Source organism: Leptospira paudalimensis, assembly GCF_026151345.1.
Taxonomy (GTDB): Bacteria; Spirochaetota; Leptospiria; order Leptospirales; family Leptospiraceae; genus Leptospira_A; species Leptospira_A paudalimensis.
Map to the genome: position 1 here is coordinate 936,348 of NZ_JAMQPR010000001.1, position 14,357 is coordinate 950,704.

Genomic DNA, 14,357 nt, shown 5'->3' on the forward strand with positions numbered 1-14,357 from the left:
TGTTCACATTCCTTCGAAGTTGATTTTTGTATCCAAAGACAAAGCTAGAATTGTAATATCATCATCAGATCTTTTGGTTTTTTGGAATTTCTGAACTTCTTCGATAACAAAATCACAAATGTTTTGTGGGTGTTTTTTGGCAAGAGTCTGGATTAAATTGTAAAAACGGTCTTCACCAAATAATTCACCAGTATTGATATTCCGTGCTTCGATAACACCATCTGTAAATAATATAAAGGTTCCTTCTTTTGGTAGAGGGAAACTTTTTTCAATCATATCCGATTTTATAAATTCATTTATGGCTCTGCCGTAACTTGTATATGGAGTAATTTTTCCATCTCTGTCTAAGTGGAGAAGAGGTAAATGGCCTGCATTCGCGATGCGGAGTGTATTTTCTTTTGGATTGATATAAACAAAAAATGCACTTAAAAAGTGGCCAGATAAAGAACTTAAGAGAGATTTTCTTATTTTCTCAGCAGCTAATGCTGGTTTATCTAGTGTATCATTCCAAATCTCCAGTGAAACTTTAGTCATAGACGCAATCATTGCTGCAGGAATTCCATGCCCTGAAACATCACACAAAAATAGGCCAAGTTCATTTTCTTTTACAATGATTTCGACAAAGTCGCCTCCAATGTCTGTTGCTGGTAAATATCTAAAACCAAGTGGGTATTCTAAAGCATGAGTTCTTTTTTTAGGTAATAATCCGTTTTGTAGTTTCTGCGCAATCTTAAGTTGGAGATCAATTTCTTGTTTTTGTTCATTTGACTTTCTATATTCAGATACTCTTAAAACGAGTGCCAGTGAAAGAAAAAATACTTCCATTGCTGAACCTAATGGCAATGAATACGATGCAAAATGAAATGGTTTGATAAAACCTTGTACCGTGAAAATATAATAAGATGCCCCAATCAGTAATGATCCAAAAGCCAAAAGAAATAAAATTACTTCTATTTTCCTCTTACTTTTTGATAGTGTCATGATTGAAATGGTGATAGTGAACAAAAGAGATATTGAAACGAATACAACTGTTAGTTGCATGAAAAAGCGCAAATCCAAAACTGAAAGGGTTGGGATAACGATTAATAGTAAGATTATGTAACTCGATGTGACTTTATATAAATTTATGTATATATTTTTGGTTTCTAAGAATTCTAATGTAAAAAGTAATCCGAAGATTGATGAAAAATAAATAGTAATGGGGAATAAATAATTTTTCCAAGTATTTGAATTTCCGAATTCTATATATTGTATAAAGCCTGTTGAGTAAGTGTTTAGGAATAGGACAGTTGCAAGATAAAAGAAAAAATAAAAAAACTTTTTATAGCGAAGGGTATGTGCCAAAAAAAGACTGAAAAGGAACATCATAAAACCTGCTCCAAAATAAGCGGCAAAGAATATATCTTGTTTTTTGGAATATGCGATAAAGGTTCTCGAATTATAAATGGAAGCAAAACTAAAGATTGGATTGTCAGATCGGATCTTTAAATAAATGGTCCTTGTTTCATTTGCTGATAATGTAATCGGGAATGCTGATAAATGGGAATAGATTGGCTTATTCTTTTGTAATACCTGTTCACCTGACCACTGTGTATTCCACTTACCATTGATTTCGGTATTTAATTCGAATAGGTCCACCACGGGATTGGATAGATGTAAAAAGAAAGTGTGAGGAAAGTTTCCGTAATGGATTAATGTTACTTTGATCCAAACTGGGTTTTTGGATCGAGGGAACGAAATTACATTTTTAGAATTAGGTCTCCAGACCGTTTCCTGTTTTAAGATTTCGTCTAGAGTCGCTTCAGGGTTACTTGGGATCGTAAACTCAAAATACCTTCCAATGTCCCTGTAATTGTTTGATTCCTCGATGGAGAGAGGTAGGGCAACTAATGGGAGTGTGCAAAAGAAGAGTAAGGCAATCCAAGATGTTTTTCTGAAAAAAAGCACTAAAATCGCTTCTCCTTTTTGTCTGGTCCCAGTGATTCCCAAAGATTTGGTACCAATCTAACTACGAACTTCACTAGAATTGGACGAGGAATGCGTCACTAAAAGCCATTTTCAAAAAAAACTTGTATTAAGAACGTAAAATTAGCAGTCTAAGACTTAGAGTGCTAAAAGTGAGGAAACACTATGAAACAATATGACTCAAACGTCCAAGGAGCTTTGGACATTGCACAGACAGAAGCAATTCGCAGGCAAAATACAGAAATCACTCCTTACCACTTAGTATGGGGATTTATGACCTTACCCACTTCTGTTTCAGGAAAGGCGTTACTGAAATATAAATTTACAGTTGATGAATTTTTAAAGAAACAAGCGCGGGCATCAGGAGAGATTCCTTTCGAATCACTTCGTACATCTCCAAAACTTGCCCAATGGTTTACTATGGCATCGTCTAGAGCTGCTGAGAATGGACGGGAAGAACTGAAGGAAGCAGATTTTCTGAAATTTTTACCTCAGATTTTGCCTGAGTTAAAGATAAACTATGAGGATTTGAATATCAAAGAGACCGACGAAGAAGTACCAAATTTTCTTGTGAATCTCAATGATTTAGCGAAAGAAGGAAAATTGGATCCTGTGATTGGCCGAAGTAAAGAAATCAGATCAGTAATGGAAATTTTGGGTAGAAGGTCCAAAAACAATCCGGTGTTAGTTGGAAGTGCTGGAGTTGGAAAAACGGCAATCGTTGAGGGTCTAGCAGAACAAATTGTAAAGGGAAGAGTTCCAGATGTATTAAAAGGGAAAACCATTTATTCACTTGATATGGGTCAATTAATGGCTGGAACAAAATACAGAGGAGAATTTGAGGAAAAACTAACGGCACTTTTGCGGTATATCAAGGGGCAAGCTGGTGAAGCAATTTTGTTTATCGATGAAATCCACCAATTGGTAGGAGCTGGGAAAACAGAAGGTGCTATGGATGCAGCCAACTTACTGAAACCAGCTTTGGCAAGAGGTGAACTCCATTGTATTGGAGCAACGACAGGTGATGAATTTCAAAAATACATCCTTGGTGACCAAGCATTAGAAAGAAGATTTCGTGCAGTGCCTGTAAACGAACCAAGTAAAGAGGATGCCATTGAAATTCTAATGGGAATACGTGATAAACATGAAATTCATCATGGGATTAAAATTTCTGACGAAGCTATTTATGCATCAGTTCTTTTGTCCGACCAATACATCACTGATAAGTTTTTGCCAGACAAAGCGATCGATTTGGTGGATGAAGCTGCATCGGCTTTAAAACTTTCCGCAGAAGCAATGCCAACAGAACTCGTGGAACTAGAGAGTGAAATCCGCTCAAAAAAAATCTTTGCTCAAGTAGAAAAGAAAAACGAGGATATTCTTAAGGAAATTGAAGTTTTAGAGAAAAAATTCCAAGAAGGAAAACAAGTTTGGGAAAAAGAAGTAAATTCATTAAAACAAATCGCTTCGATTAAAAATAAAATAGATCGAGTGAAATTTGATTTAGATGCCGCACAACAGCGAGCAGATTATACGGAAGCTTCTCGATTAAAATACGCAGTTTTACCTGAATTGGAAAAAGAACTCAGTGGATTTCAAAATAGTTGGATCTTAGAACGAAATCATATCGCTGCTGTGATTGCTAGGCAAACTGGGATTCCAGTAGAAAAAATTCTAAAAACCAAACAAGAGAATTTACTCCACTTAGAAGAAGATCTAAATTCAGTTGTGTATGGTCAAAAAGAATCCATTCGAGAAATTGCAGATACTTTGTTAACTTCTTATGCAGGTATCTCTTCAGAGACAAGACCACTTGGATCATTTTTGTTAAAAGGTCCAACGGGTGTTGGTAAAACTGAAACTGCAAAAGCAATTGCGAAGTATTTATTTGACCAAGAAACCAATTTGGTTCGTTTAGATTTGAGTGAGTACTCAGAAAAACACTCTGTTGCGAAATTAATTGGTGCTCCTGCTGGGTATGTTGGTTACGACGAAGGTGGAATATTAACAGAAGCCATTCGAAGAAAACCTTACTCTGTAGTGTTATTCGATGAAGTAGAAAAAGCACATCCTGACTTTTCCGATATATTACTTCAAATTTTAGATGAAGGTAGACTCACCGACAACAAAGGTAGAACCATCAATTTTAAAAACACAATTGTGATTCTGACTACCAATTCAAAAAATATTGAAGCCGACTTTAAACCAGAGGTCCTTGGAAGGTTGGATGCAATTTTAACTTATCATTCGTTGGATTCTTCCATCATGGAAAAATTGATCGAAAAACAGCTACGTTTGTTGAATGAAAGATTGAAAGTGAAAGGAATCTCTGTCGAACTTTCGGAAAGTACAGAACATATTCTAAGAGAGCAGGGGTTTGATCCTAAATTTGGGGCACGACCATTGGGTAGCGTTTTCAATCGAATTGTGAATCGACCTTTGGCGAAGGCAATCTTATCGGGAACACTGGCGGAGGGAAAGTACCGAGCAGATTGGAATGGTGATGACTTACAATTTGCTCCAATCCCAGAGTTAGTTGGATCCAAAAAATAAATCCAAATTTTAAATTTGAACCCTACCATGGAAAACCTATGGTAGGGTCTTTTCGTCTAAGACATACACATGTCTGAACTAAAAATTACTTCAACAATTGCGACGAACCAAACGATTTCCGTACCCTTACTTGGCTTAGGTGTTTGGAAGTCTAGACCAAAAGAATGTTATGAAGCAGTGATGGCCGCTTTGGAATCAGGTTATCGTCACATAGATACAGCTGCTATATATGGAAACGAAGCAGATGTAGGGAAAGCTATTGGAGATAGTGGTATCCCTCGAAGTGAGATATTTTTAGTTACAAAATTATGGAATGCTGACCAAGGATATGACGAAGCTCAAAAAGCCATTGATGTATCGTTAAGTAAACTGGGAACAGATTATGTAGATATGTATTTGATCCATTTTCCTGTCTCAGGGAAACGGAAAGATTCTTGGAAAGCTTTGGAGAAAATCCAAAAAGAAGGGAAGGCTAAGTCCATCGGGGTTAGTAATTTTATGATCCCACATTTGGAAGAATTATTACAAGATTCCCAAATTGTTCCAGCCATGAACCAAGTCGAATACCATCCCTTTTTACAAGACTTACAGTTAAAAGAATACTGCGAAAAAAATGGGATCTTGTTAGAAGCTTATAGTCCGTTAGCACATGGACAAAAATTAGAAGATGAAAGAGTCACGAGGTTAGCGAAAAAGTACAATAAATCCAATGCACAGATTCTGATTCGCTGGTCGTTACAATCCGGAAATGTTGTGATTCCAAAATCAAAAAATCCAATTCGCATCAAAGAAAATGCAGATGTGTATGATTTTAATTTAACACCTGAAGATATGAAAGAGATCAATCATTGGAATGAAAACTTTAGAACCTGTTGGGACCCAACAACTGTAGTTTAGAATCCCTTTTGTAGTTTTACTTTTTTTCAAATACAAGGACAGCAGATTGTCTGTTGTCCTTGGTTCCTAAAAAGCCGTATCCAAATGGGAAAGGTAATATTTGGTCATTGGTCTCTTTGCTTAGTTTGATTAACTCCGGTTGATTTTCTGGGGTCACTGCTCCCGATAAATTCCATGATTTTTCGTATCTTCCAAACATACTTCGTTTCCAAGATTCTTCTGGAAACAATCGGATTGGAAAACCAGATTCATCTTGTACAATAAAAGTTGCATTTTTAAGAAGTAAATCTCGGAAGGATTTTCGTTTTTCACCATGAAAGAGATACTCAGCTGATTTTGTGAAAACACCAATCTCACCTAAATTGGAAAAATATTCATACAATCCATCGCCAGGAATACCTTCATTACCAATTAAGAATATTTTGAAATATGTAAGTGATTCCTTTTTGTTGAGTTTGGTGTCATATAAAAGTAAGGTAAACCCTTTGTATGTGATACCTTTTCCGAAAATAGTTTCTTCTTTAGAATCCAGAATTTCTTTACCCATTCGTTTCAAAAACGCAACAAAAACGGGATAAGCTCCATTTAGCTCTTTTTTCTTCGTTTCTTCTTTCATTTTACGATATGTAAAATAATTTCTGCCTGCTAAATGATCGGACAGATTTCGTATCCCTGACTTGACAATTGATTTCTCTTTTTCCGACAACTCACTGTATTTTGATGGGTATCCTGGATCTTCTAATCCGAAGAGTATGTAGTTTTGGCATTGAGGATAAAACGAAAATAAATTTAATACATCAATTCCACTAAATGGATAAACGACAGTTTTAACATTAGGATGGTAGTCTTTTTGTTTTAAATACTCAGTGATCAAATCTTTAGTAGTGATCAATTTATTCCAACTTGCATCCATTTCCTTTTTATGTACAGGATCATCATTTGATAAACCCGCCCATTCGGAAAACTCATTCGATTCTAGTTGAGTACCATTTGGTTTGTTGCTAACAACTTGGCATTGCAAAGTGAATAATAAAATACATAAGAATAATTTTGGATTCATAAATTTGAAACTCGAAATCTGAAGGATAGATACTGTGGATAGATTTTGATTCCTATGAATTTCATATATCTTTTTTCAAAAGGAATCATCAGAGAAAATAGGTAAAAAAAAACCGGCCCGGGAAACCCCGAACCGGTCAATGGTTCCTAAAAAGAAAGCCTGTTTATTTTTATTCGCCTACGGCGATGTCTCCGTCCCCTTCGGTGGAGAAACTCACTGGTTGTTTTGATTTTGTTTCTTTCGTTTCCTTTGGATCCCTTTCAGTTGACTTCACTTCGCGTGTTTGGATCTTCGCTTGGTCGAGTAATGGCAATCCATTGAGGTCTCTCACTTGGTTTTCGATTTTAAATGCAATGTCTGGATTTTCTAAAAAGAAGTTCCTTACTTGTTCCTTACCTTGGCCAATTTTTTCACTATTATAAGAATACCAAGATCCAGCTTTTGCGACTAGGTCATGGCGAACTGCCAGGTCAATGAGTGAACTTTCACGATTGATACCATTTGCATACATGATGTCAAATTCCGCCTGACGGAATGGAGGTGCACATTTATTTTTGACCACCTTCACTCGTACACGGTTACCAACTGGTTCTTCTTTTTCTTTGAGTGTTTCAATGCGACGAATGTCAAGTCGGATCGATGCATAGAATTTTAATGCATTTCCACCAGTAGTGGTCTCCGGACTTCCAAACATCACTCCAATTTTCATACGGATTTGGTTGATAAAGATAACAGTTGTACTGGATTTGGAAATGGTTCCTGTTAATTTACGGAGTGCTTGTGACATGAGTCGAGCTTGCAGACCCATATGAGAATCACCCATATCGCCTTCAATCTCCGCCTTTGGTACGAGCGCCGCAACAGAGTCGATGACGATGAGATCAATTGCATTGGAACGAACGAGTGACTCGCAGATTTCAAGTGCTTCTTCCCCATTGTCTGGTTGGGCGACGAGAAGGTCGTCTACGTTGACACCTAGTTTTTTTGCATAAGATGGATCAAGTGCGTGTTCTGCATCGATGAAGGCTGCAATGCCTCCTTTTTTTTGCGTTTCCGCAATGGCAGATAAGGTAAGAGTGGTTTTTCCCGAAGATTCTGGTCCGTAGATTTCAATGATTCGACCAGATGGAAAACCGCCGATCCCCAAAGCAATGTCGAGGTCCAAAGATCCAGTGGAAACCACATTCATCTCAGCCATACGTGTGTCGGCACCGAGACGCATAATGGATCCTTTTCCAAATTGTTTCTCAATTTGGCCTAGGGCCGCATCAATGGCCTGTTTTCTTTGGTCGGTCTCTTTGTCTTGTGCTTTGTCAGCTTTCTCTTTTTTCATGAATCAATCTTTCTCCTAAGTCGGTGTTCCGAAAGACTAGGTAGGGGACTTGGCCAGTTGGTTTTAAAAAATCCGTCTGACTCTCTCAAGGATGAACCCATCCCTTCCGAATTCCACTCTTTTTCTCTTCCGAAGTGACTCCATTATGCATTAGGCCTAGGACAAATTAGGAAGAGAGGGGAATTTTTCTGGATTATGTCTTTTTTTTTCCGTTTTCAACACTAAACAAAATGTAAGTACTTGTATAGTATTTTTTTAGAGAAGGAGAAAGAAAACTTAGCCGATAGGTTTCTTGTATGACCCTGCCAGCCCTCGAAGTCCAAATTCCCGAGCATTTTCCCCAAGTAATGGCGGATTTATTTCGCAGTTACCGCACCTACTTAAAAATTGAAAAAAATTATTCAGAGCATACCTTATTTGCCTATTTACGAGATTTAAAATTTTTCTTTGAGTTTTGTTTAAAAGAAGAAATTGATATATTGAGTGTGGATGTGTTGGATGTACGCGCTTATTTCTCTGACTTAAAATCTTCAAAAAAACAAGACAAACGAACACAAAGTCGCAAACTTTCATCCTTACGTACGTTTTATAAATTTTTATTCCGGGAAGAAAAAATTGGAGCTAATCCAATCTTACAGGTGAGTTTTCCCAAAACCAAAAAGAAATTACCAAAAAATTTTACACCAATTGAAACAGAAGACATTCTGGATTATGAAGATCCTGAAAAAAAGGAAGTCCTTGGGAAACGGGACAAAGCCATCGTGGAAGTTTTGTATAGCACTGGTCTTCGTGTATTCGAATTAGTCAATGCGAAGTTAAGCGATTTGAATGAAGAGTTAACATCGCTTAAAGTGATGGGAAAACGTAGAAAGGAACGATTTGTTTTTATTGGACCAGAAGCAAGAGAAGCTCTCAAAGATTATTTGGAAGAACGTGGCAATAGTGGTCCTGATGAAATTTTTTTAAACCAAAGAGGCGGAAAATTAACAACTCGTGGAATTCGTTATATTTTATCGGAACGTAGGTCTGTGATGGGTATGGAAAAAGCAATTACACCTCACAAATTTAGACATACCTTTGCCACCGATTTATTGAATGCAGGTGCCGATATTCGCGCCGTACAAGAGTTACTTGGTCATTCTTCTTTGTCATCTACGCAGGTGTATCTAAGTGTTTCGAGAGACCGATTGAAAGAAGTGTATCGAAATGCACATCCACATGCGAAGAAATGAATGCGCGTGAATTTAGTATCCCCGCCCTGAATTGGGTGGGGTTCTAGACCCGCCACCCAATACGTCCTCTTTATCACGTAGATGAATCTTACGCAAAACAAATCCACTCTTACGAAATTTTAATTTTAAAAAGTTCATAGTTTGGTCATAAAGTTTTATATGATGCGTATGAAATTTCTAGATGAAACAATCCAATCAAATATAACATGATTCTGTAGAAGAATTCAATATCATCCAATGATTTTAGTAGTCTCAAATTAGTGAGCTTACATCCATTTTATATTTACCTTTAGAGTAGAATTTAATCCATACTAATCATTCATTTTGAAATTTCTAGGTTATGAAATTCGCTATAGGCAAAGGAAAGATTCCCAAAGCAAAAATTTGAATTTTTGTTTTCTAATAGGCGCTAGTTCCTACTTTAAAATCCGATGTTAGGATTACCGACGAAATGAAATTTTAAAGAAACTTTGTAAAATTTCTTTCCATTATTCTCTGGTTAGGTGTGTGCGTTTTGATTTTCCTTGCGGTTTTCAAAATGACTCTTCATTCGTTCGGATTGCCTGGAGTTGGTTTTGGTATGTATAATGTTTGTGGAAGGACCAACTTGTCCCAAGCAAAGTTTTAGGCGTGTTTGATTGTATTGGGGATTTTTGGGAATGTAATTTTTAGTTTTTGTCATAAATATCGGGATAAAATAACAAAGTTCTTGATCACCTAATTCCATTCGTATATTAGAAAATTTCTAAATTATTGATTGAATTTAATATTCATTCGATCATCATTTGGAGTTCTGTATTTTTTTTCGCTTTGGATGAGGAATACAAAAGGATGAATGATGACCGTCATAGCAGACAAATCCATCTTACTTGTAGAAGATGAAGCTATTTTAGCTCTCTATGAAAAAAACCAGTTGGAGCAAGGTGGATACAAGGTAACACATGTCCCAAGTGGTGAAAATGCAATTCAATTAGTGATCGAAGAAGATAATCCTTTTGATTTGATTCTCATGGACATCGATTTAGGAAAAGGATTGGATGGAACAGAAACTGCCACTCACATCCTCAATCATAAAGAAATCCCTATTGTCTTTTTATCTTCTCATACCGAAAGGGAAATTGTTAAAAAAACAGAGAGTATCACATCCTACGGTTATGTGGTGAAAAATTCTGGATTCACAGTTTTAGATGCATCTATTAAAATGGCCTTCAAACTTTTTGAGGCAAATGAACTTACAAAAAGTAAAAAAGAACATTTAGAGACCGTATTACATTCCATTGGTGACGGAGTGATTGCTACTGATAGGGATGGTAAAGTGATGAGAATCAATCCAGTTGCTGAAAAATTGACAGGCTGGAGCCACGAAGATGGATTAGGACATGAAATCAATGAAGTCTTCAATATCATCAATGTCAAAACACGTCAAAAGGTTGAAAATCCAGTTGAGATTGTTTTAAAAACAAATTCAGTTGTTGCTTTAGCAAATCATACAGTTTTGATTGCAAAAAATGGATCTGAGTTCCAAATATCTGACTCAGGTTCTCCTATTAAAGATTTAAATGGTGATACAAAAGGTGTTGTTTTAGTTTTTCGAGACATCACTGCCGAATATAATGTGCAAAGTCAAATCGCCAAACAAGCAAATATGTTGGATAATGTATTGGATGCGGTGATAGGAACTGATTTTACGCAAAAAATTAATTATTGGAACAAAGCCGCTGAAAAAATTTTCCTTTGGAAAGCTGAAGAAGTGTTTGGAAAAAATATAATAGAGATCCTTAAAACACGGTATAGTATGTTTTCCAACCAACAAGTGATCGAAAAAGTAAATTTAGAAGGAAGTTTCATTGGGGAAGCAGTCCAAGAAGCCAAAGATGGAAGTATCAGAAATATAGAAATTAATTTGGTACTTTTGAATGATGAATCGGAACTTCCAATTGGTTATATATTTGTTGCAAGAGATATTTCTGATCGTTTAAAAGCACTCAATCAAATCCTAGAATCAGAAGCAAAATTAACACAGATCATCGATTCGGCGATGGACGCCATCATCAGTATCGATAATTCGAAAAAAATTGTTTTGTTTAATGGTGCTGCAGAAAAAATGTTTGGTTATGAATCGCAAGAGATTATAGGAAAACCATTAGACCAACTCATTCCTGAAACTTTCCGAAAACAACACGATAAACATATTGATCAATTTGGTAAAACTGGTGTTAGTAGAAGAGCGATGGGAGCATTGGGTCAAATTAGCGGACTTCGATTCAATGGTGAAGAATTTCCAATTGAAGCTTCTATTTCCCAGATATCTGTAAACGGCGAAGCTTTGTATACAGTAATTTTGAGAGACGTTAGCGTAAGGACTATTTCAGAATCCAGAATCCAGAGATTGTTACACGAAAAAGAAAACATCCTAAAAGAAATACACCATCGTGTAAAAAATAATATGAGTTCTTTGTTTACTTTACTAACCTTACAAGCAAAGTCACAAGATAATCTTTCGATCCAAACAATCCTTTATGAAGCTGCCGGTAGAATCAAAAGTATGATTGTATTGTATGATAAACTCTATCATTCAGAAACAGACAATAGTGTCTCAATTCAGGATTATTTTCCTTCCATATGTACAGAAATCGTTTCAATTTTCCCTAAGAATGTGGAAGTAAAGCTTGATATACTACAAGAGACGATCGAGTTAAATGCAAAATTGCTTTCGTCTGTTGGTATCATTTTAAACGAACTGATTACAAATTCTATGAAACATGCTTTTGCCGAAACTTCAATGCCTGAAATCCGACTCAGAATTTTTAAATCACAGAATCAATTGGTTTTGGAATACTCTGATAATGGTACAGGTATCCCTGATTCTATTTCATTTCAGAACACTCCTGGATTTGGTTTACAATTGATTGGTATGCTTGTAGAACAAATCGAAGGAAAGATTCAAATTGAACGGATCGATTTTCCAAAGTATGTATTAGAGCTTAAAATTTAAATTCTTACTTTTTTTAAGAAATCATTTAGAATATTAGTTTACCTTCTATAGGATTCCACTTCTATTCATTCATGGGCAAACTTCAATTTTTTGTCGTTTTATGTTATGCAATTCCTGTTTTAGTGATCCTATTTCCAGTTGGTCTGACATTTTCTTATTTATTTAAGATTACAAAACTTGACCGATGGTCTAACAGAATTAACAATTATTTAGGATATTTTTGGTATCGTTCTTTTTTCATTTTAACTGGTCGAAAACTTGATTTTTCACAAGGAGATTGGAATCCAAATGGAAACAATCGTTTTCTCATTTGTAACCATACGAATGCATTAGAAGTACCTTTGATTGTATCATTACCGTATCTCACTAAATCGAAGGATGTTCGACTTTCATATTTAGGTGGTGATATCATCCAAAGGTATAAAATCATTCCGCTCATGATGCATAAAACTATTGTGGAAGCGGTTATTTATTCAGAAAAAAAACCAAATTTTCGAAATTTTAAAACTGATGTTCTTCGAGTTTTAAAAACTAGATCTATTTTTTTATATCCAGAAGGGGAACGAACTTTCACAGAAGAAATCCAACCTTTCCAAACGGGAGTGATGAAAATTGCTTATAAATTTAATATCGATTTAGATGTGTTTGTTGTCAGCGGTTTTATGGGTTATTCCAGTTTGCCAAAATACCAACATCTATCAAAATCAAAAAAGATATATTTTCATTATTGTGGTTCAATCTTAGCAAAGGAGTATCCAACCTTTGAAGAATATCTCGCTAAGGCAGAAACCTTAATGAAAGAAAAAAAACAAATATTAGAATCTATGGAAAAATCATCCATTCTCCAAAATTAAAAGTCACTGGTTTCCTAAGCGATTGGGAAACCGAACATTTCTCGACCATATAAGCCATTGATTTGACCTTTTACCTTTTTGAGTATATTTCCTTTCCTTGAAAAATCATTCCCTCTGCATTTTTTCACTTTTTCAGAATGACCAGATCACGAATTCTAGTAACTGAATACTTTCTACAAATACAAGTGGGTGCCATTGGTGATCGATAACATTCGTTTTGGGCGAATCAAAGAATCTATTCCTTTTATGGTTCGTTGGTGCCTAATCATCATAACAATTGCAAGTATAGTGGGAAGTATTTCGGCTTTCTTTTTACATGCATTAGAATTTGTCTCTGAGGTAAGAGAAAACCACATCCAACTTTTATACTTTTTACCATTGGCAGGTTTTTTCATTGGATGGTTTTACCACCACTTCGGATCAAATGCAAACAAAGGGAACAATCTATTATTGGAAGAAATCAATTCTCCAAGCTCAGTGATTCCCATCCGAATGACTCCATTTGTGTTAGTGGGAACTCTCATCACTCACTTGTTTGGTGGATCGGCGGGTAGGGAAGGGACTGCAGTCCAAATGGGAGGTTCCATTGCCCACCAAATCGTTAGGGTCATCCCGATGACAAGGAAAGAACAAGAGAGCCTAATCATTTTAGGGATGAGTGCTGGTTTTTCTGCTGTATTTGGTACACCAGTTGCCGCGGCCATTTTTTCCATTGAAGTGATTTTGGTTGGTTCCTACCGATGGAAACTTTTTTTGCCTTCACTCATCACAGCATGGTTATCACATAAAGTGTGTTTGGCATGGAATGTGACTCATTCACTCTTTCCAAATGTTTCCTTTGATTGGAATTTTACATCCATTGTAAGTATCTTCTTACTGGCGATTGTATCTGGTTTTGTTGCCAAGAGTTTCATTCATCTCCTCCATTTATTTTCCTCTTTCGGAAAAAGATGGATTTTATACCCACCCTTTCGGCCTCTCATCGGTGGAATCCTGTTAGTTTGTTTTTTTACCTTCGGATTGAGTTTGGATTATTTTGGGCTCGGTGTAAAAACCATACAAAACGCATTTTTAGAATCGTTACCAAAAGAGTCCTTTCTTTGGAAACTCCTCTTAACTACAATTACCATTGGTTTTGGATTCAAAGGTGGAGAAGTAACTCCGCTTTTTTTCATAGGAGCAACTTTAGGGAATTTATTTGCAACATTTGATCCAATGCATCTCGCATTATTTGCGAGTGTTGGTTTTATCTCTGTTTTTTCTGGTGCAACCAATACTCCTTTGGCCTGTGCCATTATGGGGATGGAATTATTTGGTTTTGAATGTGGAATCCTCTATTTGGTTGTAACGCAGATTGCCTTCATCATCTCAGGACACACAAGTATCTATTCCTCACAAATCATTGCCAAACGGAAATTATTTCATTCTGCAAAGGATGTTGGGAAACGAATTTCGGATTTGTAAGTTC

The 14,357-nt window shown here is 36.1% G+C and carries 9 protein-coding genes; 6 read left to right on the forward strand and 3 right to left on the reverse strand.

Annotated elements, in window-relative coordinates; genetic code table 11:
- Window positions 1–3: 3 nt before the first annotated feature.
- Complete coding sequence (locus ND855_RS04275; RefSeq protein ID WP_265357335.1) at window positions 4–1,947, reverse strand: SpoIIE family protein phosphatase; 1,944 nt, start codon at window positions 1,945–1,947, stop codon at window positions 4–6.
- Between the two features lie 183 nt (window positions 1,948–2,130).
- Here ND855_RS04275 and ND855_RS04280 point away from each other — a divergent pair, with 183 nt between their 5' ends.
- Window positions 2,131–4,518 (forward strand): ATP-dependent Clp protease ATP-binding subunit, encoded by a 2,388-nt coding sequence (locus tag ND855_RS04280; RefSeq protein WP_265357336.1) that lies wholly within the window; start codon window positions 2,131–2,133, stop codon window positions 4,516–4,518.
- Between the two features lie 69 nt (window positions 4,519–4,587).
- Window positions 4,588–5,415, forward strand: a complete 828-nt coding sequence (locus ND855_RS04285; RefSeq protein WP_265357337.1) for an aldo/keto reductase — start codon at window positions 4,588–4,590, stop codon at window positions 5,413–5,415.
- Between the two features lie 16 nt (window positions 5,416–5,431).
- Here ND855_RS04285 and ND855_RS04290 read toward each other — a convergent pair whose 3' ends face one another.
- A complete protein-coding gene (locus ND855_RS04290; RefSeq protein ID WP_265357338.1) occupies window positions 5,432–6,475 on the reverse strand; it encodes a hypothetical protein in 1,044 nt (347 codons plus the stop codon).
- 169 nt (window positions 6,476–6,644) lie between these two features.
- The gene (gene recA, locus ND855_RS04295; RefSeq protein WP_265357339.1) at window positions 6,645–7,808 is read right to left on the reverse strand and encodes a recombinase RecA; all 1,164 of its coding nucleotides are present in this window, start codon (window positions 7,806–7,808) and stop codon (window positions 6,645–6,647) included.
- 296 nt (window positions 7,809–8,104) lie between these two features.
- On the opposite strand from recA, the gene xerA reads away from it, so the two are divergent.
- The 4 genes from xerA (at window position 8,105) to ND855_RS04315 (ending at window position 14,353) form a co-directional block, all read left to right on the forward strand.
- Window positions 8,105–9,040, forward strand: a complete 936-nt coding sequence (xerA, locus tag ND855_RS04300) for a site-specific tyrosine recombinase/integron integrase (protein WP_135603501.1) — start codon at window positions 8,105–8,107, stop codon at window positions 9,038–9,040.
- Window positions 9,041–9,878: 838 nt separating this feature from the next.
- Window positions 9,879–12,035: a PAS domain S-box protein gene (locus tag ND855_RS04305; protein ID WP_265359338.1), complete on the forward strand. Its 2,157-nt coding sequence runs from the start codon at window positions 9,879–9,881 to the stop codon at window positions 12,033–12,035.
- A gap of 71 nt (window positions 12,036–12,106) precedes the next feature.
- Window positions 12,107–12,889, forward strand: a complete 783-nt coding sequence (locus tag ND855_RS04310; protein WP_265357340.1) for a 1-acyl-sn-glycerol-3-phosphate acyltransferase — start codon at window positions 12,107–12,109, stop codon at window positions 12,887–12,889.
- 246 nt (window positions 12,890–13,135) lie between these two features.
- The gene (locus tag ND855_RS04315) at window positions 13,136–14,353 is read left to right on the forward strand and encodes a chloride channel protein (RefSeq protein ID WP_265359339.1); all 1,218 of its coding nucleotides are present in this window, start codon (window positions 13,136–13,138) and stop codon (window positions 14,351–14,353) included.
- Window positions 14,354–14,357: the final 4 nt, after the last annotated feature.